Origin of the sequence: Nocardia testacea NBRC 100365 (genome assembly GCF_000308775.1) — a bacterium.
In the GTDB taxonomy this organism is placed as follows: domain Bacteria; phylum Actinomycetota; class Actinomycetes; order Mycobacteriales; family Mycobacteriaceae; genus Nocardia; species Nocardia testacea.
In genome coordinates, this window is record NZ_BAGJ01000013.1 from 1 (window position 1) to 22,244 (window position 22,244).

19 protein-coding genes are annotated in these 22,244 nt (G+C 68.0%); 11 read left to right on the forward strand and 8 right to left on the reverse strand.

Annotated elements, in window-relative coordinates:
- Window positions 1–280 precede the first annotated feature (280 nt).
- From ON38_RS02705 to cydC, 5 genes are all read left to right on the forward strand, one after another.
- A complete protein-coding gene (locus ON38_RS02705; protein WP_039822084.1) occupies window positions 281–1,201 on the forward strand; it encodes an aminodeoxychorismate lyase in 921 nt (306 codons plus the stop codon).
- A gap of 162 nt (window positions 1,202–1,363) precedes the next feature.
- On the forward strand, window positions 1,364–2,827 hold the full coding sequence (locus ON38_RS02710; protein WP_039822085.1) for a cytochrome ubiquinol oxidase subunit I: 1,464 nt from the start codon (window positions 1,364–1,366) through the stop codon (window positions 2,825–2,827).
- A gap of 9 nt (window positions 2,828–2,836) precedes the next feature.
- Window positions 2,837–3,928, forward strand: coding sequence for a cytochrome d ubiquinol oxidase subunit II (gene cydB, locus ON38_RS02715; protein WP_039822086.1), 1,092 nt, complete (start codon window positions 2,837–2,839; stop codon window positions 3,926–3,928).
- Window positions 3,929–3,932: 4 nt separating this feature from the next.
- The gene (locus ON38_RS02720) at window positions 3,933–5,975 is read left to right on the forward strand and encodes an ATP-binding cassette domain-containing protein (protein ID WP_039822087.1); all 2,043 of its coding nucleotides are present in this window, start codon (window positions 3,933–3,935) and stop codon (window positions 5,973–5,975) included.
- Window positions 5,976–6,070: 95 nt separating this feature from the next.
- On the forward strand, window positions 6,071–7,873 hold the full coding sequence (gene cydC / locus ON38_RS02725; protein ID WP_051164297.1) for a thiol reductant ABC exporter subunit CydC: 1,803 nt from the start codon (window positions 6,071–6,073) through the stop codon (window positions 7,871–7,873).
- 266 nt (window positions 7,874–8,139) lie between these two features.
- On the opposite strand, the gene ON38_RS02730 is transcribed toward cydC, so the two are convergent.
- From ON38_RS02730 to ON38_RS02760, 6 genes are all read right to left on the reverse strand, one after another.
- Window positions 8,140–8,883, reverse strand: coding sequence for a heme-binding beta-barrel domain-containing protein (locus ON38_RS02730; protein WP_039822089.1), 744 nt, complete (start codon window positions 8,881–8,883; stop codon window positions 8,140–8,142).
- Between the two features lie 335 nt (window positions 8,884–9,218).
- On the reverse strand, window positions 9,219–9,524 hold the full coding sequence (locus ON38_RS02740; protein WP_039822092.1) for a DUF1416 domain-containing protein: 306 nt from the start codon (window positions 9,522–9,524) through the stop codon (window positions 9,219–9,221).
- Between the two features lie 5 nt (window positions 9,525–9,529).
- On the reverse strand, window positions 9,530–10,363 hold the full coding sequence (locus ON38_RS02745; RefSeq protein ID WP_039822093.1) for a sulfurtransferase: 834 nt from the start codon (window positions 10,361–10,363) through the stop codon (window positions 9,530–9,532).
- 34 nt (window positions 10,364–10,397) lie between these two features.
- Complete coding sequence (locus ON38_RS02750; RefSeq protein ID WP_039822094.1) at window positions 10,398–10,874, reverse strand: DUF4395 domain-containing protein; 477 nt, start codon at window positions 10,872–10,874, stop codon at window positions 10,398–10,400.
- 699 nt (window positions 10,875–11,573) lie between these two features.
- Window positions 11,574–12,029 (reverse strand): thioredoxin family protein, encoded by a 456-nt coding sequence (locus ON38_RS02755; protein ID WP_039822096.1) that lies wholly within the window; start codon window positions 12,027–12,029, stop codon window positions 11,574–11,576.
- Entirely contained in the window at window positions 12,026–12,835 is an 810-nt protein-coding gene (locus tag ON38_RS02760; protein ID WP_039822098.1) for an LmeA family phospholipid-binding protein, read from the reverse strand. Before ON38_RS02760 ends, ON38_RS02755 begins: the two co-directional genes overlap by 4 nt.
- A gap of 357 nt (window positions 12,836–13,192) precedes the next feature.
- Between ON38_RS02760 and ON38_RS02765 the strand changes: the two genes are divergently transcribed.
- The 6 genes from ON38_RS02765 (at window position 13,193) to pstB (ending at window position 19,055) form a co-directional block, all read left to right on the forward strand.
- Window positions 13,193–13,960 carry a winged helix-turn-helix transcriptional regulator gene (locus tag ON38_RS02765; protein ID WP_039822099.1) on the forward strand — a complete coding sequence of 256 codons (768 nt, stop codon included), beginning with the start codon at window positions 13,193–13,195 and terminating at the stop codon, window positions 13,958–13,960.
- Window positions 13,961–13,971: 11 nt separating this feature from the next.
- Window positions 13,972–14,880, forward strand: a complete 909-nt coding sequence (gene mshD, locus ON38_RS02770) for a mycothiol synthase (RefSeq protein ID WP_039822108.1) — start codon at window positions 13,972–13,974, stop codon at window positions 14,878–14,880.
- Window positions 14,881–15,181: 301 nt separating this feature from the next.
- On the forward strand, window positions 15,182–16,291 hold the full coding sequence (gene pstS, locus ON38_RS02775; RefSeq protein WP_039822100.1) for a phosphate ABC transporter substrate-binding protein PstS: 1,110 nt from the start codon (window positions 15,182–15,184) through the stop codon (window positions 16,289–16,291).
- An 88-nt stretch (window positions 16,292–16,379) separates the two neighbouring features.
- Window positions 16,380–17,351: a phosphate ABC transporter permease subunit PstC gene (pstC, locus tag ON38_RS02780; protein ID WP_039822101.1), complete on the forward strand. Its 972-nt coding sequence runs from the start codon at window positions 16,380–16,382 to the stop codon at window positions 17,349–17,351.
- Window positions 17,351–18,259, forward strand: coding sequence for a phosphate ABC transporter permease PstA (gene pstA, locus ON38_RS02785; RefSeq protein WP_039822103.1), 909 nt, complete (start codon window positions 17,351–17,353; stop codon window positions 18,257–18,259). Before pstC ends, pstA begins: the two co-directional genes overlap by 1 nt.
- Window positions 18,260–18,278: 19 nt before the next feature.
- Entirely contained in the window at window positions 18,279–19,055 is a 777-nt protein-coding gene (pstB, locus tag ON38_RS02790; RefSeq protein ID WP_039822104.1) for a phosphate ABC transporter ATP-binding protein PstB, read from the forward strand.
- A 197-nt stretch (window positions 19,056–19,252) separates the two neighbouring features.
- Here pstB and phoU read toward each other — a convergent pair whose 3' ends face one another.
- Entirely contained in the window at window positions 19,253–19,915 is a 663-nt protein-coding gene (phoU, locus tag ON38_RS02795; protein WP_039822106.1) for a phosphate signaling complex protein PhoU, read from the reverse strand.
- A gap of 423 nt (window positions 19,916–20,338) precedes the next feature.
- The coding region (locus ON38_RS02800) for an LCP family protein (protein ID WP_083872157.1) at window positions 20,339–22,244 on the reverse strand (1,906 nt) is incomplete at its 5' end.

Below are 22,244 nucleotides of genomic sequence, written 5' to 3' on the forward strand. Positions count from 1 at the left end.
CCCGCGCACCGCCGCCGCGAGGTCGGCCCGGGGCGGGGCCGGGTGGTTTTTCGTCGAGCAGCCCAGTCCCGGACCGCGGTCACCGCGGCTCGCACCACGCCGGGGTCGATTTCCGTCCGTCGCGCCATTGCCCGACCTTAGCCAGCGTCACCCGTGTGATCGAAATGGTGGACCCCGCGGCGGATGCTGCGGTATCGGAGGCCGCCGAATCATCCGGCATTGTCCGGGCGGCCCGAATTTCTGTCCGTCATGGCGAGCGGTGTTGGCCTACGCTCGTGCCATGGTGGATCGAGTTCTTGTAACACTCGACGGCGAGGTCCGCGATGCGGACGAGCCGTTGTTGTATGCCGACGATATCGGCGTCCTGCGTGGCGACGGAATTTTCGAAACGGCTCTGGTCCGCGGTGGCACGGTCTGCGCGCTCGATTTTCATCTGGCCCGGCTGCGCCGCTCCGCCCAGGCGCTCGATCTACCCGAGCCCGATCTGGCCCGGTGGCGCAGCGCGATGGAAACCGCGGCCAAGGAATGGGGCAGCGAAGAAGAAGGGGTCATGCGCCTGGTGCTGACCCGCGGCCGCGAGAGCGCCCTCGGCAGCCCCAAGGCGGGGCTGCGCTCCGGTGAGCTGTCCGAGGCGGTTCCGGTCCCCACGACCTTCGTCATGGTGACGGAGCTGGCCGACCGGGTGGTGACGGCCAGAACCGAGGGCGTCGCGGTGGTCACTTTGACCCGGGGTATCTCGATCGACCTCGCCCAGGCGGCGCCCTGGCAATTGCTCGGCGCGAAAACTCTCTCCTACGCGACCAATATGGCCGCGCTGCGGTTCGCCGCCCGGATGGGTGCCGACGACGTCATCTTCACCAGTACCGAACACCGGGTCCTGGAGGGCCCGCGCTCCACGGTGGTGATCGCCCGGGACAAGCAGCTGATCACTCCGCCGGCGAAAAACGGTGTGCTGCCCGGGGTGACCCAGCGGGCGTTGTACGCCGAGGCCGAACGCCGGGGTTACGACTGCCGTTACGAACCGCTGTTCACCGCCGACCTGTTCGACTGCGACAGCATCTGGATGCTCAGCAGTGTGACGCTCGCCGCACGGGTCAATTCCCTTGACGGCGTAAGGATGTCGGCGCCTGAGTCGGTCGCGGAGATCGTCGAGATGGTCGATCGGGGGATCGAACGGGCCGGGACCATCGCCGATTGGTGATCGCGGGCGCCGCCGCGTGACCGGACCTTTGCCGGTGTGACCGGAACCGTTGCCGGGGCGTAGGTGTATCGCTGTGCATGTCGTGTCCGCCGACACATTGATCGGGCCGCGGCGACGCGTAGTCTTGGGTCTACGACACGTCGTAGTAACAGGAGGCTCGGTGTGGACGCCCTGGATGTCTCGCGATGGCAATTCGGCATCACGACCGTCTACCACTTCTTGTTCGTACCCCTCACGATCGGCCTCGCGCCGCTCGTCGCGGGAATGCAGACGGCCTGGGTCGTCACCGGCAAGGAGCACTGGTACCGGCTCACCAAATTCTTCGGGAAACTGTTCCTGATCAATTTCGCGCTCGGCGTCGCCACCGGAATCGTGCAGGAATTCCAGTTCGGAATGAACTGGAGCGAATACTCCCGATTCGTCGGCGACGTGTTCGGCGCCCCGCTGGCGCTCGAAGGCCTCGTGGCCTTCTTCATGGAGTCCACTTTCATCGGGCTCTGGATATTCGGTTGGTCACGGCTGCCCAAACTCGTCCACCTCGGCACCATCTGGATGGTGGCGATCGGCGTCAACGCCTCCGCGTACTTCATCATCGCGGCCAATTCCTTCATGCAGCACCCGGTGGGCGCCCGGTACAACCCGGAGACCGGGCGGGCCGAGCTGTCGAGCATCACCGAACTGCTCACCAACAACACCGCGCTGGCCGCTTTCCCCCATGTGGTCGCGGGCTCGTTCCTCACCGCGGGCACCTTCGTCGCCGGTATCGCGGGCTGGTGGATGGTGCGCAACGCGCGCAGCGGTGATACCGGCAAGCTCGCCGAGGCGCGCACCGTGTGGCGCCCGGCGGCGCGGGTCTCGCTGCTGGTGGTGGTGGTCGCCGGCCTCGCGCTGGTCTACACCGGCGATGTCCAGGGCAAGCTGATGTTCGAACAGCAGCCCATGAAGATGGCCTCGGCGGAATCGCTGTGTCATACCGAGACCGATCCGGACTTCTCGATCCTCACCGTCGGTACGCACAACAACTGCGACAGCGTCACCCATGTACTCGAAGTGCCGTTCGTGCTGCCCTGGCTGGCGGAAGGCAAGTTCACCGGGGTGGAGCTGGAGGGTGTCGTCGATCTGCAGAAGGCCTACAACGAGAAGTTCGGGCCCGGCGATTACCGGCCCAACCTCTTCGTCACCTACTGGTCGTTCCGCGCCATGATCGGTCTCGCCGCCGGGTCGGCCCTGCTGGTGTTCGCCGGATTCTGGATGACGCGGCGCGGGCGGGTCCCCGACCAGCGTTGGTTCTCCTGGTTGAGTCTGCTCGCCATCCCGACCCCGTTCCTGGCCAATGCGGCCGGCTGGGTGTTCACCGAGATGGGTCGCCAGCCCTGGGTCGTGGTGCCCAACCCGACCGGTGACCAGGATCTACGGCTGATGGTGCAGCAGGGTGTCTCCGACCACGCGACCGCCACGGTGTGGGTCTCGCTGATCACCTTCACGGTGGTGTACGGCCTGCTCGCCGTCGTGTGGTTCTACCTCATGCGGCGCTACGTGCTCGAGGGGCCGGAGCGGCCGGCGGGCGAACCCGCGGCCGAGCCCGCGCAGAAGTCTGTCGCCGAACAGCTTTCGTTCGCCTACTAGGAGCCGGGTATGGGACTGCAGGAATTCTGGTTCGTACTGATCGGGGTGCTCTTCACCGGGTACTTCGTGCTCGAGGGTTTCGATTTCGGAGTCGGCATGCTCATGCCGATCCTCGGCCGCGGCTCCGCATCCACGCGCGGTGAGCACCAGGCTGCTTCCACCGGGCCTGACGCGCTCACCGCGGACACCCGCCGCCGGGTCGTACTGAACACCATCGGCCCGGTATGGGACGGTAACGAGGTCTGGCTGATCACCGCCGGCGGTGCGCTGTTCGCCGCGTTCCCGGAGTGGTACGCGAGTATGTTCTCCGGTTTCTACCTGGCGCTGCTGCTGCTCCTGGTGGCTTTGATCCTGCGCATCTGCGCGATCGAATACCGCGGCAAGATCGACGATCCGCGCTGGCGGGCGCGCTGCGACCTCGGTATCGGGATCGGCTCCTGGGTGCCCGCGCTGGCCTGGGGCTGGGTGTTCGCCAATATCGTGCGCGGCGTACCGCTGGACGCCGACAAACAGTTCACCGGTGCCTTCGGCGAACTGTTCGGCCCGTACGCGCTGCTGGGCGCGCTCACCACCGGGCTGTTGTTCGCATTGCACGGGGCGGTGTTCCTGGCGCTCAAGACCGCCGGCGAGGTCCGGGACGACGCGCACCGCGCCGCCCGGCTGCTGCTGACGCCGACTGCCCTGGTCGTGACGGGCTTCGGCCTGTGGACCCAGTTCGCCTACGGATCCGGCTGGACCTGGATCCCGCTGGCACTGGCGGTGCTCGGGTTGCTCGGCGGTGCCGCGGCGCTGCTGGCCGGCCGCGACGGGTGGTCCTTCGCCGGGACCGCGCTCACCGTGCTCGCCGCCACCGCCCTGCTGTTCGGGGCGCTCTTCCCGGATGTGCTGCCTTCCACGATCGACCCGGCGTTCGGCCTGACCGTGTACAACGCCTCCTCGACTCCGTACACGTTGAAGGTGATGAGCTGGGCCGCGGTGATCGTGACCCCGGTGGTGCTGGGTTATCAGGCCTGGACCTACTGGGTGTTCCGGAAACGCATTAGTGTCGAACACATCCCACCCGGAATCGGACTTCCACCCCGCGTTGTAACCGAGGAGTGAGCCAATGGCCCGCCCGCCCGTGGACCCTCGCCTGTGGCGGTACGCGCGTTCGGCGCGGCGCTATCTCGTCCTGAGCGTCGCCCTTTCGCTGGTGACCACGGTCGCCATCGCCTGCGCGGCCGTGCTGCTGGGGCGGGTGCTGGCCGGGGTGATCACCGACCCGGACCGCCGCTCCCTCGGCTCGTGGACCGCGGAGCTGGTGCTGCTCGCACTCGCCCTCGGCGCACGGGTGCTGGCGGCATGGTGGCAGTCGCGGATCGCCCATCGGGCCGGCGCCCGGGTCGTCGCCGAACTCGAACAGGCGGTCCTCGCCGCGGGCGCCGGACTCCCACCCCGGGAACTCGAATCGCGGAGGACCGAACTCGCCGTCGTGGTGGGTAGCGGCCTCAACGGTTTACGTGCCTACCTGACCGGTTATGTGCCCGCACTGCTGCTCGCGGTCCTCGTACCCCCGGCGCTCCTGGCGGTGATCGCCGTGCACGATCTCACCTCGGCGGTGATCGTGGTGATCACCCTGCCGCTGATCCCGATATTCATGGTTCTCATCGGCCTGCTCACCGAAGGTCGGGCAAAGCAGACGCTGGCGGCCACCACGCGGCTCTCGGATCAACTCCTCGACCTGTTCGCCGGTATGCCCACCCTGCGCGCCCTCGGACGGGAAACAGGGGAGGCGACCGATTTGCCCGGCCGCACGATGAGCGGCCGCGTCCGGGAACTCGGTGAAACGCTGCACCGCCGCACCATGGGCGCACTGCGGATCGCGTTCCTGTCCTCCATGGTGCTCGAACTACTGGCCACCCTGTCGGTCGCACTGGTGGCGGTGGCGATCGGGATGCGCCTGGTACACGGCGATATGAGCCTCTATGCCGGCATCGTCGCCCTGGTCCTGGCCCCGGAGGTCTATCTGCCGCTGCGGACGGTGGGGGAGCGTTTCCATGCCGCTCAGGACGGAACGGCCGCGGCGGACCGGGCTTTCGCTGTTCTCGACCCCGCGACCGGGGACACCGCGGATGGGGTAGCGGCGCAGGGCGTCCGGGGCGCGGACACACGCCCCCGGACCGGGGCGAGGTCGGCATCCGACACGGCGCGGACCCCGGCTCCCAGCGCAGCGGTGAGCTCGGTTTCCGATGCGGTGACGACCTCGGCCTCCGGCTCCACCGCGTACCCGGATCCCGGCACGGTCGTGACCTCGGACCCCGGGGCCGCGACGCGCCCGCTCTCCGGTGCCGTGGTGTCCGGCACGACGATGTCCACGGCTCCCGTCCCGCCTTCGGCGTCCGCCAGCGTGGCGCCCCCGGCGTCCAGTGCGCTCGGCGCCGACGGAACGCGGAACCATCGGATCGGTTCCCTGGACGAGGGCGTCGTCGAACTCCGTGATCTGACGGTCGATTCCCGGGACGGTGCCGCACCGGACGGGCTGCACGCCGTATTCCGCCCCGGCGCCGTCACCGCGCTGACCGGACCCAACGGCTCCGGGAAATCCACAGCGCTGCAAGCCATCCTGGGGTTGATCGAACCCACCCGGGGCGCGGTACTCGCCGACGGTGTCGATATCCGGGATATCCCGGCCGAACAGTGGTGGGCGCGACTGGCCTGGCTTCCGCAGCGGCCGGTACTGGTGCCGGGGACTCTGCGGGAGAACCTCGAGCTGCTCGGCGCCACGGTGACCGGGCAGGCCCGCCGGGGCCCGGCCCGGGTGCTCAGTGAATTGGACGCCGCCTGCGCTGTAACCGGTTTCGACGCGGTGCTCGAGGCGCTGCCCGCCGGATGGGATACCGTGGTCGGGTCCGGGGGGATCGGACTGTCCCTCGGCCAACGGCAGCGACTCGCGCTGACCCGGGTGCTGGCCGCGGATCGCCCGATCCTGTTGCTGGACGAACCGACCGCCCATCTGGATCCCGACAGCGAAGTCGCGGTGGCGGCGGCCCTCACCACTCTGGCGCGTACCGGCGCGACCGTGGTCGTGGTCGCCCACCGACCGGCCCTACTGTCCGCAGCCGACGAGATCGTCGCGGTACCGACGACCTGCCCCCGAATGTTGCGATGAGTTCTCGAATCGAAACCACTCGTCCGCCGCACCGCCGGTCCCGTGCGCGCCGGAGCCGGGCCCGGACGCGGCTACTGCTGCGCGATATCCGCCAGATGTGGGATCTGCTCGAGGTGTCCCGCCGGCGGCTGGCCTACGCGATCGGGTGGGGCGTTCTGGCCCTGGGCAGCGCGCTGGGACTCGCCGCGCTGGCCGCCTGGCTGATCGCCCGGGCCTGGCAGATGCCGCCGGTCCTGGATCTCACTGTCGCGGTGGTCGCGGTACGGGCGCTGGGCATCTCACGCGGTGTCTGCCGGTATCTGGAGCGGCTCGCCACCCACGATGTCGCCCTGCGCTCGATGACCGCGGCCCGCACCTCGGTCTACCGCGCGCTGGCCCGTGCACCCCTGTGGCTGACCCGCCGTGCCGATATCCCCGGCATCGCGGCGGGTGACGGTGTGCCCACCGCCCCGGGCGGCTCCGGGGTGCCCGGCCGGCTACGGCGCGGGGACGTGCTGGTGCGGGTAGGCACCGATATCGACGATCTCGGCGCGGTGGTGGTCCGGACCTTCGTCCCGGTCGCGGTGGCGCTGGTGCTGGCGATCGCGGCGGTCGGGTTGCTGGCCTGTATTTCGGTACCGGCCGCCGGGGTGCTGGCGGCGGCGCTGGTCTTCTCCGGAATCGTCGCGCCCTGGCTTTCGGCGCGCGCCGCGGCCGCCGCCGAGCGCTCGGCGCGCGCGGACCGCGCCGAATTCGCCGCGCACGCGCTCACCGTGCTCGATCATGCCGCGGAACTGCGGGTCGCCGGAAAGCTGGAGTCCGCGCTGCACACCGCGGCGGCGGCGAATCGGCGGGCATTGGCCGCCGAGGACCGGGCCGCCGGCCGCAACGCCTGGGCCGCGGCCGCCATCCCCCTGGCCACCGGCGTCACTGTGCTCGCCGCCCTGTTGATCGGAATCATTGCCTACGGTCCCGGTGGGGGCACCTCAGGCGCGATGACGCCGATGGCGCTGGCCGTTCTGGTGCTGCTGCCGCTGTCCGCCTTCGAGGCGACCGGCCCCCTGCCGGCCGCCGCGCAGACGCTCACCGTGGCACGTGCCGCCCTGCACCGGCTGCGGGCGGTATCTCCCGACCATCGCCCGGAACCCCACGAACCGGCCGAGCCCGCCCCCGGGGTGGCGCGGGCCACCGACACCCGCAAACGGTTCGGCGCCGGTGGATACCCGCATCCGTTCCCTTACGCCGACAGTCGCGCCGACGGAGTGGTCATCGGCTGGGTGGGCGACGGGCAGTGGCAGATCCCGGAGCGTCCGCAGGCATCCCGGGTCGTGGTGGTAGGGCCCAGTGGCGCCGGCAAAACCACCCTGTTGATGGCCTGGGCCGGGCTGTTCGACGAGCCGGACGATCAGGTGCGGTTCTTCGCCGAGGACGCCCACCTGTTCGGCACCAGCGTGCTGGAGAACCTACGGGTGGCCCGCGGCGATCTCGACGCCGAGACCGCCGAGCGGGCGCTGCGGACGGTCGGCCTGGGGGACTGGCTGGACGCGCTGCCCGACGGCGTGCACACCGACCTACCCGGCGGCGCCGCCGCGGTCTCGGGTGGTCAGCGCCGCCGCATCCTGCTCGCCCGCGCCCTGGTATCGCCCGCCCGCGCGCTCCTGCTGGACGAACCCACCGAACACCTCGACGCCGCGGCCGGTGCACAGCTGTTGCGGGATCTGCTCGATATCGACAGCGGCCTGGTGGCGGCCGATCGTGATGTGGTGGTGGTCACACATCAGCTACCGTCGGGGCACCGCGCCGGCCTGGTGATCACTGTCGACGCGTCAGGCCAGGTGCGGGCCGCTTTCGCGGACGGGAAAGCCACCTGTTACGCCCTCGACGAAATTCCGTTGCCGACTACCACCGGCGGTGGCTAAGTTCGGAGTTACACAAGGAAGGAGGTGATCCCAAGAATGGAAATTCTCAGGACGCGTGAGGTGGCTGCCAGCTGAGCGCTGTAGCCGGCTGTCCTTTCGGATTCCGATCGCTACCGAGCTGAGCGAATCCACGGCAGCCACCCGGCCCCCGAGTCCCCGATCCGTCCGATCGGGATCGGCCGCGAAACCCACCGGTGTTCACACCAGGGTCCGTGCCGATACGGCTCGGGGGTCGTTCTGTATCCGAGACCCCCGCGGCGCCGGGGTCAGCCGATATAGCGCTGCAGCCGTGCGGACAAGCGCGGCTGCAGCGGGCCGTCGGCCACCACGCGCTCTTCCACATAGGCCAGATCGCCGCCCTCGACGATGCCGTACAACCGTTTGGCGCCGCCCACCACCGCACCGGATTGGCTGCGGATCACCACATCGGTGGCCAGTTCCCAGGAGGCCTGGGTCAGTGCGGTGCCGTAGAAGAGCTCGACGATTCCGGTGCTGTGGGTGAGCAGCAGTTCCAGCACCTCGTCGCTGCCGTCCACCCCGACGCGCCAGAAGCCGGTCTCCCGCAGGTCCGGGCCGCCGTAGCTGCCGTCGGACTCCACGAACCACGAGCGCGAATCCCAGCTCAGATAGTCGCCGCCGTCGTGGGAGACCACGATCTGCTGCCCGAAGCGGTAGTCCCCGCGTTCGGGGTTGTTGCCCTCGCCCTCGCCGCGCCAGACGCCGACCATCGGCAGCAGCGCCAGCATGGCCGGATTCAGGTCCGGGCCGAGGCGCAGGTTCGCCGTATCGTCGGGCAGGGGGAGGTCCGGGAGCACCGGGATGTTACGGCCGCCGGTCGCCTTGGCGCGTTCGGCCGCGTCGGCCACCGCCCGGTCGCCGCTCAGCGCCGAGGGGTTCTCTGCCGAACGGCCGTTACCGTTCTGGCCGTGGGTATCGGCCGGAGGCCTTCCGTTGCTGTTGTCGCTCGCTCGCTCGGCCGGATCGGAACCTTCGCTCGCGAGACCGCTCATGATTCGGTGAACAGCCGGTAGAAGACGTACAGGCCGAACCATCCGATGAGGATCGATACGGCGATCAGCAGAATCTCGAAGAAGAGGACCACACACCGATTCTATTGCCCCGGCTCCGGCGAGGCGGGACTGGGCCCTCGTGACTCCGGCCACGACGCCGGTCGTCCGGGGACGGGACCCCTGCCCGCGCTCCGGGGCCGGGCGGACCCGACCGGCAATAGGCCGGACCGCCGGGTTCGCGCGGCAGCGGCCTGTCCGGCGACGTGGCGGGCGGGAAACGGAACGGCCCGGGATACGCCCCGTGAAGGGCGTATCCCGGGCCGTGCGGTCCCGTGCTACTTCGAGACGGCGACATCCAGGTTGTGGATGCCCGGGCCCTCGGGCCGGAGCTCGGCCGTGCCGTTGCCCGCCGACGAAAGGGCGCGCAGTGTCCAGGTGCCCGGCGCCGCGAAGAAACGGAAGTCACCGGTGCCCGAGGCGACGACCTCGGCGGTGAAATCCCCGTTGCCGTCCAGCAGCCGCACGAAGGCGCCCGCCACCGGCTCACCGTCCGTGGCGAGAACCCGGCCGGTGATGACCGTTTCCTTCTCCACATCGACCCCGGCCGGGATGGCCTGGCCCTGGGTAGGTGCTGCACACATGGTGGTTATTCTCCCAACTCGATAGGGGCGCCGACGAGCGAGCCGTATTCGGTCCAGCTGCCATCGTAGTTCTTGACGTTCTGGTGTCCGAGCAGCTCCTGCAGCACGAACCAGGTGTGCGAGGAGCGCTCGCCGATACGGCAGTAGGCGATGGTCTCCTTGTTGCCGTCCAGGCCGGCCGCACCGTAGAGCTCGGCGAGCTCCTCGTCGGAACGGAAGGTGCCGTCCTCGTTGGCGGCCTTGCTCCACGGTACGTTGATCGCACCGGGGATGTGGCCGGGCCGCTGGCTCTGCTCCTGCGGCAGGTGCGCGGGGGCCAGGATCTTGCCCGAGAACTCGTCGGGGGAGCGCACGTCGACCAGGTTCTTGGTGCCGATGGCCGCGATGACCTCGTCACGGAAGGCGCGGATGGTGTTGTCCGGCTCCCCGGCCTTGTACTGGGTGGCCGGGCGGCTCACCGCATCCGTGGACAGCGGACGTCCGTCGAGTTCCCACTTCTTGCGCCCGCCGTCGAGCAGCTTGACGTTGTTGTGGCCGTACAGCTTGAAGTACCAGTAGGCGTAGGCGGCGAACCAGTTGTTGTTGCCGCCGTAGAGGACCACCTCGTCGTCGTTGGCGATGCCGCGCTCGGAGAGCAGCGCGGAGAACTGCTCCTGGTTCACGAAATCACGACGAACCTGATCCTGCAGGTCCTTCTTCCAGTCGAGCCGCACGGCGCCCTCGATGTGCCCGCCTTCGTAGGCGGTGGTGTCCTCGTCGACCTCGACGAAGACGACGCCGGGGGTCTTGAGATTCTCTTCGGCCCAGTCGACGGAGACCAGGACATCGGAGCGAGCCATGTTTTCCCTTTCAGTGGTGACAGCGAAACGGTGTTCAGTTCGATGCGGGGGATTCGGGCGGGGCCGGACGCAGCCGGGTGACCAGCGGGTACAGCTTGCAGCCGAGGCAGATACCGAACGCGGCATTGAGGAATGCCGCGAACAGCGCGAACCCGGCGAACAGCGCGCCCACGGCGGTGGCGCCGAGGAGGAAGCCCAGCAGGCTCACCGCGGTGAACACGAAGCCCAGCAACTGAGCGAATCGTAGCGGGGCGGTCGGTTCGGTTTCGGTGACCGGGCCCAGGCGCGGCGCGACGAGACGCGCGTAGAGCAGGCCGTACGGGTGCCGGCGCGGCCCGAGCCAGGCGCCGAGTGCGAACACGACGGTCTGCACAGCGACCAGCACAGTAGCGGCGATCGGGGCGAACGCGGCGAGCAGCAATATCAGGACCAGGACGCCGGTGGTCACCCAGGCGACGAAACGGGGACCGCGGACATCGACTCGGTTCGCGACGGTGGTGGTAGTGGACATGAACGAAGCTCCTGCGCTCGAACTCTTCGGCGGATTTCGGCCGGTTCGCCGGGGGATGAAATCGCTCGCGCGGACGAACCGTGGTCGGCGTCAGGAAAAGAAGACCCGACCGCTCAGCGGCACAGGCAGCAACAACCACCGAGGCGGCACAGATCGACTGTGCGGCGACGGGTGAGCATCAGCTCGCGGTGGTTTTGCACAGAGGCAGTCTACCCAATTACTCCGCTGTGCCAATGGGGAGGGTGTCCGCTTCTGGACAGGGGCCTTACCGGACGGCGTCCGTCGCCCGGGGAGCGGCGGACGCCGAGCACCGACAAAGCCTCGGACCTACACGGCCCGTTCGGGACAGCCGTCCCGGAATTTCTTCCGTCTGCCCGGCCCGCTCTACCTCCATGGTCGGGGTTCGCCCCCCCGATTCTGGACCGACGGAGCGAGGGAGCGCAGCGACTGAGCGTGTGCAGCAGACATCCGGAGAATGGTGACCATTGAGCACTTACAGTGACGTGAGCCTCCCAGGCCGGTCGAAGCGCACGACCGCATGCACCTTCTGCCTATTCCGGATGGTCTACCTCAGTGGTCGGGGCCCGCCCCCGATTCTGGAGCGACAGAGCGAAGGAGCGCAGCGACTGAGCGGCGGAGTGAAGAATCGGGGTCACAGGGCCCCGACCCGCGCGCCGGAGGCGCGCAAATAAACACAGCTCAGCCGGCGGCCGAACCGGCCGTCAGCGGGGTGAGCGCGCTGCGCAGGTCGCTGGTCTTGGGCACCCCGGAGATCCGGAACCGCTCCCGGCCCTCCGCGTCGAATACGAAGGTGGTCGGTAGCGACAGCACGTTGAGGGCCCTGGCCAGCGCCGGATCGGCGTCGATATCGATCTCGATATCGCGCGGCGGCTGCGGGGAATCGGCCAGATCGCCGGTGGCGTCGGCGACGACCCGGCGTACCGCCGCGCAGGGGCCGCACCACTCGGCGGAGAAATGCAGTACCGCGGGCCCCGAGCCGGTCACTCCCGCGGCGACGAGCAGATCCTCGCGGTCGCCGGTGTCGCGGTCCAGGGTGGCCGGCGCGGATCGCACCGCGCCCTCGCGCCGGCGCAGGTACAGGCCGACGGCCAGGCCGGCCAGCAGCATTACCGCCAAAATGGTGATCTCGATCATGGGCGCCGCAATCTGTTCAAATCGATCGTCACATCCGTGCCCCGGCCCTCGACCACGATATGGCCGCCCAGGGCGGTCACCTCGGTGGGTCGGATACCGAACGGCAGTTCCTTCGTATCGATGGTACGGGTGAACATCGCCAGCACCGCCGGGATGTCCGCGTCGTCCACGACCGGTTCGGAGGGAACGGGCGAGATCTCCTCCGAGTACAGGCCGGTGGCCACGATCCGCACCTGATCGCCGTCGAGCAGCAGATCGGCCGCGACGCTCACCCGTTCCCCGGCGAAACTCGCTCCCTGCTGCCCGCTCGGCGCCGACGGCAGGGTCCCGGTCAGTACCAGCGCGCCCGCCGTGGTCATTCCGGAGCCGCCCGAGCCGCCCGTGCCGTCGGATTTGTCCGCCGGGCGCGAATGGACCTCGAGATCCGGGATACCGAACAGGCGGCCCAGTTCGGTGGGCGCGACCCGCATCCGGACGTCGACCCGCTCCACCGGCACATTGCGCACCCGTCCGTCGACGAGATCGCTCAGCGGGAGGTCCATCCCCAGGAGGGTGGCCTCGAGCCCGATCTCACCGGGGATATCGGGCCGGACACTGTCGGCCTTGATCTCGATATTGTCGTAGTGGCCGTCGAACGCCTGCCGCAGAAACGGGAAGCCGTGGAAGGTGACCTCGGGATCGGCACTGAGGTCGGCGCCGACCTTCAGCGACCGCGACACGCGGTACTCCGAATATGCGGCCGCGCCGAAATCGACGACAACTGCCAGCCCCGCCAGGCACAGCAGTCCGATGATCAGCTTCCGCATGGCATGCACCCTAGTAGACGCGCCCGGGGGACATCTCTGGTCCGTGCGCCAACGGGTCCGCCCGGCCGAGCTCCAGAGCGGCCGGGCGCACCCGCAGTACCCAACCTTCCAGCACTCCGGACGGTCTCCTTCATGGTCGGGGCCCGCCCCCGGTTCCGGAGCGACAGAGCGAGGGAGCGCAGCGACCGATCGGCGGAGTGAAGAACCGGGGTCACAGGGCCCCGACCCGCGGCGCCGCAGGCGACGCGAATATATACAGCTCGACGCGCTAATCTTGCAGCGATTGAATATGGATGAGCAACGTGGCGACGGCGACGAAGCTGGCTTTCGCGTAGCTACGAGATGGGAGGAGTGCTTGTGGAGCTGCTCCTGCTGACCTCCGACCCCGACCCCGAATCGGTTCTGCCCTCGCTGTCGCTGCTCGCGCACAATGTGCGGCCGGCGCCCACCGAGGTGGCGTCGTTGCTGGAGGCGGGTACCGCCGATATCGCGCTGGTCGACGCGCGCTCGGACCTGGCGGCCGCCCGCGGGCTGTGCCGGCTGCTCGGCAGCACGGGGTCGTCGGTCCCCGTGGTCGCCGTGCTCACCGAGGGCGGGCTGGTCGCGGTGAACGCCGACTGGGGTCTCGACGATATCCTCCTGCCGAGTACCGGGCCCGCGGAGCTGGATGCCCGGCTCCGCCTGCTCGTGGGCCGAACCGGCGGTGCGGCCAGTCCGGAGAACTCGGGGAAGATCACCCTCGGCGAGCTGGTGATCGACGAGGGCACCTATACCGCGCGGCTGCGTGGCCGCCCCCTCGACCTGACCTACAAGGAATTCGAGCTGCTGAAGTATCTCGCCCAGCACGCCGGCCGGGTCTTCACCCGGGCCCAGCTGCTGCAGGAGGTATGGGGCTACGACTTCTTCGGCGGTACCCGGACCGTCGATGTGCACGTCCGGCGATTGCGGGCGAAGCTGGGCAGTGAGTACGAATCGTTGATCGGCACCGTGCGCAATGTCGGGTACAAGGCGGTGCGGCCCGCCCGTTCGAACAACAAGAACGATGCCGACGTCCGGTCCGCAGGCGGCGACAAGGACGCGACCGAAGAGGAATCGATGGCACCGGTCAACGGCACGGCCCAGTGAGTCCGGCCGATATGGGTGAGTACGAGCTGCAGTGGCACGGGTTTCCTTCCGCCGCCCGGGCCGGCCAGGTGAGCGCACTGCTCGACGCCGCGACGACCACCGACGGCGTCGCCCCGGTTTCCGAGCAGGTCCGGCTGGGCCTGCGTCGGGAATCACCGGCCCGCCACCTGCTGGCCGTGGCGGGAGACGAGGTGGCAGGGTACGCGAGTCTGACGCCGGCGCACGGCGAACATCCCGCCATGGCCGAGGCGGCGGTGGCCCCGGAATGGCGGGGTCGCGGGATCGGCGGCGATCTGGTGGCGGCCGCGCTGGCCGCCGGTGGGCCGGGCGCCCGTATCTGGGCGCACGGGAAATTGCCCGCCGCGGAGGCGGTGGCGCGGCGGCTGGGACTGTCGGCCGCGCGGGAACTCTGGCAGATGCGCCGACCCTTGGCAACCTCCAAGCTACCGGCCGTCGAGCTGCCTGCCGACCTCATGGTCCGCACCTATCGCGGCCCGGCCGACGACGCGGAGCTCCTGCGGGTCAACAACGCGGCCTTCGATTGGCATCCTGAGCAGGGCGGCTGGTCCGCCCGTGAACTGGAAGAGCGCCGCGCCGAATCGTGGTTCGATCCGGCCGGCCTCTTCCTGGCCTTCGACGCGCGGCAGCCGCAGCGATTGCTCGGATTCCACTGGACCAAAATCCATCACGACGAGGCCCCGCCGGCCGGCGAGGTGTATGTGGTCGGAATCGATCCGGCTGCCCAGGGCCGCGGGCTCGGCCGGCTGCTCACCCTGATCGGCCTGCATCATCTACGTGAGGCGGGGTCGGGGGAGGCGCTGCTGTACACCGAGGCGGACAACACGGCCGCGGTCCGCACCTACCGCGGACTGGATTTCACCCCGGCGCATATCGATATCGCCTACTCGATACCGGGCTGAGATCGAGACTCCGGATGGGTTACCGCCCGGTGCGCCACTCTTACGTCCGGGCGCCGCAAAGCCTCATTCCGGTATGCGCAGAGTAACAGCGCGGCAAACATCACACATATCGGACGTGTTCGCGCCGCCCTGTTCACCTTCCGTTCACTTGCCCTGGTCCAGCTGTCTACCGGCGCGCCCTAGTTTGATTCTGGGCGGCAGTGGGCCGCCCGGTGTGCGAGTTCCCCGCGAACGGCCGCACCACGACACGCGCCCGGGCCGGTGAGGGACCGGGCGAGTAGGACGTAACCGGAGGACTGGAGTGAAGTTCAAGCGCAGCAGCGCCCTCGTCGGTGTGATCGCGGCCGTGACCCTGCCGCTGGCCGCCTGCGGCAGCGACGACAATGCGTCCTCGACCGGAGTCGAGGCCAACGCCGACGTCGCCTGCGGCGGCAAGGAGGCCCTCAAGGCCAGCGGTTCCTCAGCGCAGAAGAACGCCGTCGAGCGTTTCACCGCCGCCTTCGAGACCAACTGCGACGGCCAGACCCTCAACTACACTTCGAGCGGTTCCGGCGCCGGCGTCAAGGAATTCCTCGGCGGCCAGACCGACTTCGCCGGTAGCGACTCCCCGCTCAGCGAGAAGAAGGGCGAGCCCGCCGCGGCCGCCGAGCGTTGCGCTTCCCCCGCGTGGAACCTGCCGACCGTGTTCGGCCCGATCGCCATCACCTACAACATCGACGGCGTCACCGATCTCGCGCTCGACGGCCCGACCGTGGCCAAGGTCTTCAACGGCACCGTCAAGACCTGGGACGCCCCGGAGATCAAGGCGCTCAACGAGGGCAAGCAGCTGCCCGCCGAGCCGATCAAGGTCGTCTACCGGTCCGATGAGTCCGGCACCACCGACAACCTGCAGCTCTACTTGGACTCCGCGTCCGAGGGCGCGTGGGGCAAGGGTGCCGGCAAGGTCTTCAACGGCGGCGTCGGTGAGGGCACCCAGGGCAACGAGGGCACCTCGGCCGCGGTGAAGAACACCAAGAACTCCATCTCCTACAACGAGTGGTCGTTCGCCAAATCGCAGAACCTGTCCGTGGCCCGGATCATCACCTCCGCCGGTCCCGAACCGGTCGAGCTGACCTCCGAGACCGCCGGTAAGGCGATCAACGGCGTGAAGATCAAGGGCGAGGGCAACGATCTGGTGCTCGACACCTCGTCGTTCTACAAGCCCACCGAGACCGGCGCCTACCCGATCATCCTGCCGACCTATGAGATCGTGTGCTCGAAGTACGCCGACGGGGCGACCGCGACCGCTGTCAAGGCATTCCTGACCTCCGCCGTCACCAACGGCCAGGACGGGCTGGCGGACAACGGTTACGTGCCGATCCCGGAGGAGTTCAAGACCAAGCTGACCACGGCGATCAACGCCATCTCCTGATAGCGCGAATATGACAGTCAACCCAGAGGTAGCCTCGGCAGGCACGTCCAGCGCGACGGGCCTGCCGAAGGCAGGAGTCCCCGCATCGATGTCGAGCCATCCGAGCAAGCCGCCGCTAGGCGGTGAGAGTCGCGGTCATGGCAGGCGGGCCGAGCTGGTGTTCAAATCGCTGGCCACCACCGCCGCGGCGATCATCGTGGCCTCCATCGCGCTGATCGCATTGTTCTTGCTGATTCGTGCGGTGCCTTCGCTCCGGGCTGACCAGGTGAACTTCTTCACCAGCGCGGAGTTCAATACCGGTGACGCGGACAATCTCCGCTTCGGCATCCGTGACCTGTTCATGGTGACGGTGTTGAGCTCCGCGTTCGCGCTGGTGATCGCGGTGCCGATCGGGGTCGGTATCGCGCTGTTCCTCACACGCTACGCACCGAAGCGGCTCGCCCGCCCGTTCTCGATGCTGACCGATCTGCTGGCCGCGGTGCCCTCGATCGTGTACGGCCTGTGGGGCCTGCTGGTGCTGGCGGAGTATCTGAAGCCGGTCCAGGAATTCCTCAACGAGAACCTCGGCTGGTTCTTCCTGTTCTCCGACGGCAATGTCTCGATCGGCGGTGGTGGCACCATCTTCACCGCCGGCGTGGTGCTGGCGGTGATGATCCTGCCCATCATCACCTCGGTCTCGCGTGAGGTCTTCGCGCTGACTCCGCTGGCGCATATCGAAGCGGCCCAGGCGCTCGGCGCGACCAAATGGGAGGTCGTGCGGATGACCGTCCTGCCCTACGGCCGCAGCGGTGTGATCGCCGGTTCCATGCTCGGTCTGGGGCGCGCGCTCGGTGAGACCATCGCGGTCCTGCTCATCCTGAAGATCTCGGCGACCCCAGGCACCTGGTCGCTGTTCGACGGCGGCTTCACCTTCGCGTCCAAGATCGCCTCGGCCGCGGCCGAATTCAGCGCGCCGCTGCCGACCGGCGCCTATATCGCGGCGGGCTTCGTGCTCTTCGCGTTGACCTTCGTCGTGAACGCGCTGGCCCGGCTCGCGGCAGGCGGAAAGGTGAACGGCTGATGACCACCACCACGACCGGCCTCGACAAGCCGATCAAGGCGCCCACCTTCCGGGACGTGAGCACCGCCCGCAAGATCAAGAACAACATCGCGACCACGGTGTTCGCGCTGTGCTTCCTCATCGCCCTCATCCCGCTGGGCTGGGTGCTGTGGATGGTGGTCAGCAACGGTATCGGCGTCATCATGTCGCTCGAGTGGTGGCAGAACTCGCAGAAGGGCGTGCTGCCGGATCAGACCGGCGGCGGTGTGTACCACGCCATCTACGGCACCATCGTGCAGTCGGCGGTGGCCGCGGTCATCGCCGTCCCGCTCGGCATCATGGCGGCGGTCTATCTGATCGAATACGGCACCGGCCGGTTCGCCAAGGTGACCACCTTCATGGTCGATATCCTCGCCGGTGTCCCCTCCATCGTCGCGGCGCTGTTCATCTTCGCACTGTGGATCGCGACCCTGGGCTTCCCGCAGAGCTCGTTCGCCGTGGCGCTGGCCCTGGTGCTGCTGATGCTCCCGGTGGTCGTGCGCAATACCGAGGAAATGCTCAAACTCGTCCCGGACGAGCTGCGCGAAGCCTCCTACGCGCTCGGTATCCCGAAGTGGAAGACGATCGTGCGGATCGTGATCCCGACCGCCCTGCCCGGCATGATCTCCGGGATCCTGCTGGCCCTGGCGCGGGTGATGGGTGAGACGGCGCCCGTCCTGGTCCTGGTCGGGTACAGCAAGGCGATCAATATGAACATCTTCGACGGCAATATGGCCTCGCTGCCGCTGCTGATCTTCCAGGAACTGAAGAGCGCCGAGGACGCGGGCCGGCAGCGGGTGTGGGGTGCCGCGCTGACGCTGATCCTCATGATCGCGGTGCTCTACCTGGCGGCCGCGGCTGTCAACAAGCTCCTCACGCGGAACCGATAAGGGCGGAAACGGAAAACAGATGGCCAAGCGGATCGACATCAAAGACCTGAACATCTTCTACGGCAAGTTCCACGCCGTGGCCGATGTGGCGCTGAACGTCTTGCCGCGCAGCGTGACCGCCTTCATCGGCCCGTCCGGTTGCGGTAAGTCCACTGTGCTGCGGTCGCTGAACCGCATGCACGAGGTGACTCCGAACGCCAGAGTTTCGGGCTCGGTCATGCTCGACGGCGAGGACATCTACGCCTCGCAGGTGGACCCGGTCGGCGTGCGCCGCACCATCGGCATGGTGTTCCAGCGCCCGAACCCGTTCCCCACCATGTCCATTCGCGACAATGTGGTGGCCGGTCTCAAACTGCAGGGCGTGCGCAACAAGGGCGAGCTCGACGAGGTCGCCGAACGCTCGCTGCGCGGCGCGAACCTGTGGAACGAGGTCAAGGACCGGCTGGACAAGCCCGGCGGTGGTCTCTCCGGTGGTCAGCAGCAGCGTCTGTGCATCGCGCGCGCCATCGCTGTCTCCCCCGATGTGCTGTTGATGGACGAGCCCTGTTCGGCCCTGGACCCGATCTCCACCCTGGCGATCGAGGACCTGATCACCGAATTGAAGAAGGAATACACGATCGTCATCGTCACCCACAATATGCAGCAGGCGGCGCGGGTGAGCGATAAGACCGGATTCTTCAATCTGGAGGCCCAGGGCAAGCCGGGCCGGCTGGTCGAAATCGACGATACCGAAAAGATTTTCTCGAACCCCGGGGAAAAAGCCACCGAGGACTACATCTCCGGTCGTTTCGGCTGAGCCGGCGAATACAGGAAAGCCCGCACCGGCCGGTGCGGGCTTTTTCTCTGCCATCATCGGATCGGGTCGCTGGTTCGTCACGCTGACCGATTTCCGGCCGGGCTACCCACGCACAGTCCCGCGGAATCGTGCCGGTACGAAGTGCCGCGGGGCCGGTCGGGCCGGTCCCGCGGTTCGTGAATCCCCGGTGCTGCGGGTCAGGACTCCGTGTCCTCGTCCGTCGGCAGCACACCGGTTACCAGGAAGATCACCCGGCGGCCGATCTCGACAGCGTGGTCGGCGAAACGTTCGTAGTAGCGACCCAGCAGCGTCACATCGACGGCCGCGGCCACCCCGTACTTCCATTCCCGGTCCATCAGCAGGGTGAACAGGTGACGGTGCAGATCGTCCATCGCCTCGTCGTCCTGGTTCAGCTGGGCCGCGCGCTCGGGATCGCGGGTGTCGAGCACCTCTTGGGCGCCGTTACCCATGCTGACCGCGATCCGGCCCATCTCGGCGAAATAGCCGTTGACCGCCTCGGGCAGGGCGTGGTTCGGATGCCGCCGGCGGGCCACCTTGGCCACATGCAGGGCCAGAGTGCCCATCCGATTCACGTCGTTGACGATCTGGATCGCGCTGACCACCTGCCGCAGGTCGCCCGCGACCGGGGCCTGCAGGGCCAGCAGCGCGAACGACTTCTCCTCGGCGTCGGCGATCATCTCGGCGATCCGGTCTCCCTCGCCGATGACCTGCTCGGCCAGCGACAGGTCGGCCTGGAGCAGGGCCTGCGTGGCGCGATCCATGGCCGAACCGGCGATACCGGCCATCTCGCCCAACAGGTGGGCGAGGTCGGCCATTTGCTCGTTGTAGATGACACGCATGAAACAGACATTAGTTGGCGGTGCTGACCAAGTCACCAACAGGCGGTGAATCAGTGGTGCTCATTCCTGGCGCCGTTACCGCAGTTCCGACGACGGTGTTTTCCTGCCCGACGTAGCGGTGTACCGGAGTACGACGGAGTCCGAGTTCGTGCGCAAAGAACTCCGGGTGGTCCCTTGTGCGGGACCACCCGGAGTTCGGCTATGAGTCGGGCCTGGACGACCTGGTCAGTAGACCCAGAAAAGCCAAGTATCCTCGCCGTTCATAAATCGAAATCCCTGCCGACCGAGGTGACTCGAACGCAAGGCAGAACCGGCCGGCCATCTGCCCGGGCCGGGCAAGAGGAAACCCGACTCGAAGGACGCCGCCGATACCGTGTCCGTCCGACGCCTGTTCGAGGGCGGCCGGTCGATTCCGTCTCCGGGTCAGGCGGCGCAGGGGTCGTCGGCGGCATTCACATGTTCGAGATCGCTGGGCAACTCCACCGGGGCCGCGCTCGCGGCGGGCACATCGGTGATCGGGCTGCCGACCGGGGTGGGCTCGTTCACCACCTGCTGGAAGTTCTCACCCAGGACCAGTTCGACGATACTGTCCAGCGTCTCGTCGAGTTCCATCGTGGCCCCGGGAACAGCGCTGGCAACCGTCGCCGCTTCGGCCTCGTGACCTGGCGAGTAACGGACTTTGGTGTCGGTGGAATTGCCCTCGGTGTAATTATCGGCGTTGTAGATATTGAAACCGACATTCGCCAGTTGGCTGGCCGTCTGATTGGCGAGACCGGAGATACCCGAACCGTTGGATACCAGCAGCGAGAGGGTGCTGGGGTCCACCGCGATGAGCGACGGCGGGACCGGCGCCTCCGAGGTCGGCGGCGGAGCGGGCGCGGTTTTCTCGCCCGGAAGCGGCTGGTCGTCGCGGATCGCGCGGAAGATCGCCTGGATATCCGCGGTTCGGGGGATCTCGTTGCCGTAGGAGGTCGTGCCCGCCGTGGGGACGGTCAGAAAAGTGACCGCACCGGATTCGAGGTCCTGTAGCGAACGTCCCAACATGAGCAGATCGTTCGGCTGGACGTTGTCGACGAAGGTCGCGTCCTTGAATGCTCCGATGATGCCGTTCAATCTGCCCGGATCCAGCAGGACTCTGCCGGAGAGGGTCCCGCGCAACAGTGAGGCGAGGAACTTCTGCTGCCGGTTGATCCGGTCGTAATCGCTGCGCTCTTCCCCGTATACATGCCGTGCTCGGACATAGTTGAGCGCGGTTTTCCCATCGATGCGATGGCGGCCCGCTTCCGGGAGGATCGGGCCGAGCGTGTCGTCGATGAGAGGTTTGCTCACACACACCTCGACACCGTTGACCTTGTCCACCATCTGCTCGAAACCGGCGAAGTCGATACCGATGAAGTGGTTGATCGTGCTGCCCGTCAATCGCTGAATGGTGGACAGCAGGCAGCGGGGGCCGCCCAGCGCGTATACGGCATTGAGCTTGTCACCCATGGCCGAGTCGTACATCTCTTCGGTGTAGCTGTTGTTCTCGTTGTCGAAGCCATAGCATTCGGGCCGGGTGACATCGAGGTCACGCGGGAAGGACACCACGACCACTCGCGACCGATCCTTCGGGATGTGCACCAGCATCGTGGTGTCGGCGCGAGCACCCTCCGCGTCCTCCACACTGCCGGCGCCGATATCGCCGTTCGCGCCCGCCCTGGTGTCGGTACCGACGATCAGATAGTTCTCGTCGCCGAGCTGGGCCTGGGCGTCGATGACATCGTCCTCGTTCTCGGAGAGGGCGGATACCTGCGTGAAGCTGTTGCCCGCCGCGCGAAGGTAGCTCCAGCCACCTCCGGTGATCAGGAGCGCGAGAACGGAGAAGAAGGCGACCGCTGCCCGGCCCGCGATCCGTAGCCGCCTGTTGCGCCGGCTTTCGGGGGCGCGCCGCCGCTTCGGTTTGCCGACCGTATCCGGTGTCGCCGGTCCCGAGGTGGGCCAACCGGCAGTGTCGGTCCGGCCGCCGATCCGCGGGTCGCTCTCGTCGAGCGGGTCGAGAACGTCGGTGACCAATTCGGGTGGCTCGGCGGCCGCCTTCGCGCTTTTGCCGCGACGCGGTGTGCCGGAAGGTTGCCGAGAGCGTTTGGGGGCCGGTTCGCCACCCGGTCGCGAACCACCTCGAACGGGGTCGGATTGCTGTGGAACCGCGGTGGTCGGATCGGCGGACTCGACCGGTGCCGCGGCGGGACGCTGTCCGGTCGGCGGGCGCTTGGACGGGTCCGGTCCGGGCTTGGCGGGCGGCGGTACCGCCGCCCGGTTGCCGGTCGCCGGACGGGAGGCGTTGGGGCCC

Excerpts from the sequence above, each read along its gene's own strand:
- ON38_RS02705 (WP_039822084.1), top strand. The coding sequence starts at position 281 with ATGGTGGATCGAGTTCTTGTAACACTCGACGGCGAGGTCCGCGATGCG.
- cydB (WP_039822086.1), top strand. The coding sequence starts at position 2,837 with ATGGGACTGCAGGAATTCTGGTTCGTACTGATCGGGGTGCTCTTCACC.
- ON38_RS02720 (WP_039822087.1), top strand. The coding sequence starts at position 3,933 with ATGGCCCGCCCGCCCGTGGACCCTCGCCTGTGGCGGTACGCGCGTTCG.
- cydC (WP_051164297.1), top strand. The coding sequence starts at position 6,071 with ATGTGGGATCTGCTCGAGGTGTCCCGCCGGCGGCTGGCCTACGCGATC.
- ON38_RS02730 (WP_039822089.1), bottom strand. The coding sequence starts at position 8,883 with ATGAGCGGTCTCGCGAGCGAAGGTTCCGATCCGGCCGAGCGAGCGAGC.
- ON38_RS02740 (WP_039822092.1), bottom strand. The coding sequence starts at position 9,524 with ATGTGTGCAGCACCTACCCAGGGCCAGGCCATCCCGGCCGGGGTCGAT.
- ON38_RS02745 (WP_039822093.1), bottom strand. The coding sequence starts at position 10,363 with ATGGCTCGCTCCGATGTCCTGGTCTCCGTCGACTGGGCCGAAGAGAAT.
- ON38_RS02750 (WP_039822094.1), bottom strand. The coding sequence starts at position 10,874 with ATGTCCACTACCACCACCGTCGCGAACCGAGTCGATGTCCGCGGTCCC.
- ON38_RS02755 (WP_039822096.1), bottom strand. The coding sequence starts at position 12,029 with ATGATCGAGATCACCATTTTGGCGGTAATGCTGCTGGCCGGCCTGGCC.
- ON38_RS02760 (WP_039822098.1), bottom strand. The coding sequence starts at position 12,835 with ATGCGGAAGCTGATCATCGGACTGCTGTGCCTGGCGGGGCTGGCAGTT.
- mshD (WP_039822108.1), top strand. The coding sequence starts at position 13,972 with ATGGGTGAGTACGAGCTGCAGTGGCACGGGTTTCCTTCCGCCGCCCGG.
- pstC (WP_039822101.1), top strand. The coding sequence starts at position 16,380 with ATGTCGAGCCATCCGAGCAAGCCGCCGCTAGGCGGTGAGAGTCGCGGT.
- pstA (WP_039822103.1), top strand. The coding sequence starts at position 17,351 with ATGACCACCACCACGACCGGCCTCGACAAGCCGATCAAGGCGCCCACC.
- pstB (WP_039822104.1), top strand. The coding sequence starts at position 18,279 with ATGGCCAAGCGGATCGACATCAAAGACCTGAACATCTTCTACGGCAAG.
- phoU (WP_039822106.1), bottom strand. The coding sequence starts at position 19,915 with ATGCGTGTCATCTACAACGAGCAAATGGCCGACCTCGCCCACCTGTTG.